This is a genomic window from Syntrophorhabdaceae bacterium (assembly GCA_028713955.1).
In the GTDB taxonomy this organism is placed as follows: Bacteria; Desulfobacterota; Syntrophorhabdia; order Syntrophorhabdales; family Syntrophorhabdaceae; genus UBA5609.
This window is the reverse complement of the sequence record JAQTNJ010000359.1, coordinates 1-2,623: the sequence shown is the minus strand read 5'-3', so window position 1 is coordinate 2,623 and position 2,623 is coordinate 1. Positions and strand designations below refer to the sequence as shown.

The window sequence follows — 2,623 nt, the reverse complement described above, 5'->3', positions numbered from 1 at the left end:
ACTTCAGTACCCGCCTGATGTGTTCTCTTTCAACCTTCCTGAGATCAAGGGCTTCGCCCTGTAATGGAATTTTCTCATTTTGAGTATTATCGAGGTGATTTTCCATCATGGTCTGCGGCAGGTCTTCGCATAAGATGGTCTTGCGCGTCATAGAAAGGAGGACCGCCCTCTCGATTACATTCGCAAGTTCACGTACATTTCCCGGCCACCAGTATTCTGAAAGGAGTTTCATCGCGTCATCTGACAGGACCTTTTTATCCCCGCCTCGCGCGAACTTCCGGAGAAAGTAGTCCGCCAGTAAAAGGACATCATCTTTCCGTTCACGAAGGGGCGGAAGGGCAATGATGAAAGTGTTGAGCCTGTAGAAAAGGTCTTTGCGGAACTTCTTTTCTTTTACCTCATCCTCGAGGGGTTTGTTCGTCGCAAATATGAACCTCACATCGACCTTTGATTCACGGGTATCTCCAAGTCTCCTGAAAACCCCTGTTTCGAGGGTTCTTAAAAATTTTGCCTGGATATTGATACTCATATCACCAACCTCATCGATGAAGAATGTCCCCCTGTTGGCCAGTTCAAGGAGCCCGATCTTATCGTTCTGCGCGCCGGTAAAGGCCCCTTTCTTGTACCCAAAAAGCTCGCTTTCGAGTATGCTCTCCTGGAGGGTGCTTGAGTTAACGGCTACAAACTGGTTTGCCGACCGTGGACTCAGGGCATGTATTGCTCTTGCTACCAGCTCTTTTCCGGTCCCTGTTTCTCCAAGGACAAGAACGGTGGCATCGGAAGATGCGACAAGAGATATAAGCCTCTGGATCTCTTTCATCTGCTTGCTCTTGCCGATAAACGTGTCGTGCGCTTCGACCCTCTGAAGCTGTTCCTGGAGAACGATATTCCTCTCCTTCAGCGACTTCTTCTCGTGGGCTTTGAGGATAACCGTGCTCAGTTCCGAGAGCTTGCAGGGCTTGCTCAGGTAATCATAGGCGCCGTACTTCATTGATTGTATCGCCGTGTCAATAGAGGCGTGGCCCGTGAGCATAATGATCTCAAGGGTGGGCTCAATCTCCTTGAGGGTCTCCAGTAGTTTCACCCCGTCGATATCGGGGAGCCTGATGTCGAGGACACATACATCGAAAGGCTGCTGCTTCACGAGCGAGATGGCGGCGGCGCCGGTCGAAGCGGTGCGCACCGAGTAACCTTCTTTGGACAGCTTTTTCCTGAAAGCCTCGGCAAGCTGCTCTTCGTCGTCAACTATAAGGACCCTGATGTCAGGCACTCTGATACCCTATCTTTTTCTGGTCATATACAGGCAATGTAATCCTGAAGACGCTCCCCCCTCTGGGTCTTTGCTGGGCCTCAATGCTCCCGCCCATTCTCTGGAGGAAATCGTAACAGAGCGTCAGGCCAAGACCTGTCCCTTTCTTTGGTTCTTTCGTGGTAAAAAAGGGCTCGAAGATAAGCTCCGCTATATCTTCAGGTATACCAGTGCCATTGTCTTCGATCGCCACTTCAAGCCGGTTATCATTTTTCAGCATTGTTTTGATCCATATCGTTGCATTTTCCGTGCCTTCCACGGCGTCAACGGCATTACTGATCACGTTCAGGAAGACCTGCCGCAGCGCTTCAGGGTCACTATTGATCTCAGGAAGGTCGGGCGGGATCTCTTTGATGAGCTTCACCTTCATCTTCCTGAAGTTTATCTGGTTGAGGACCTTGGAGATAAAATCATTGAAATTGATATTGCTTGCTCCGAAATCCTTTTTCCTTGTTACTTCCAGGAGATTCCTGATAGTCCTGGTACACCGGTAGGCCTGTTCCTCAATTGTATCGATGTATTCCTTCAGCTCACCCAGGTCGGATTCACCCATAGGATCCCCGCTGACGTTCTCAATAAGCTCCTTGGCAAGCTCCGCGTTGGCGGTGATAGTAGCAAGAGGATTGTTCAGCTCGTGGGCGATACCCGCTGCCAGACGCCCCACAAAGGACATCTTTGCCTCCTGTATCAATTGTGCCCTTGTCCTTACTATCTCTGTAGTCTCTTCAATAATACAGAGGAGACCTTCGACGTTTCCATCCTTTCCACGTACCGGTACACCTTTAAAATATATGTACTGAGGGTGGCCCCAGTAATTTTTGAAAGGAAAATCCCAGAGCTGAAGGGGTTTTCCTTCAAGTGCCTCCTTGATGTAACGGGCAAGGCCGCACTTGATCGTGTACGGATTTTTCAGCCAGTTGAATCCCAGCAACTTCTCCCTGGCCTTCTCACCAAGACCTGATATCACGGCAAGGGCAGGGTTCACACTCGAGATCTCTCCCTCCTGGTTGACAGTAAAGATTGCCACCGGTGCGTTTTCAATAATCTCCCTGTTAAAATCATTGAGCCGGCTCAGTTCATCTTCTGCCGTCTTATACGCCGTGATATCCTGGATAGTCATGATAAAGAAGGAGGATTCATTGTCCGCGTCTTGCCCCGGGGGTGTCGATGTGGCAAGGTAATAAGTGTTCCCTGACTTGCCGGTCTTTTTTATCTCCGCATACTCTGCCCTGCCGCTTTTGAAGGCTATGAACGCAGGGCAATCGTCGCAAGGCGCTTTATTGCCGAATATCGCCGAGTAACAGCTTTTATCCC

General features: G+C 49.9%; 2 protein-coding genes. Both read right to left on the bottom strand.

Annotation, left to right across the window (positions count from 1 at the left end; translation table 11 throughout):
• Positions 1-1,270, bottom strand: a 1,270-nt coding sequence (locus tag PHU49_17005) for a sigma-54 dependent transcriptional regulator (protein MDD5245708.1), incomplete at its 3' end; no start/stop codon positions are given.
• Positions 1,263-2,623 (bottom strand): ATP-binding protein (locus tag PHU49_17000; GenBank protein MDD5245707.1); only part of this gene is annotated, 1,361 nt, incomplete at its 5' end. The genes PHU49_17005 and PHU49_17000, both read right to left, overlap by 8 nt.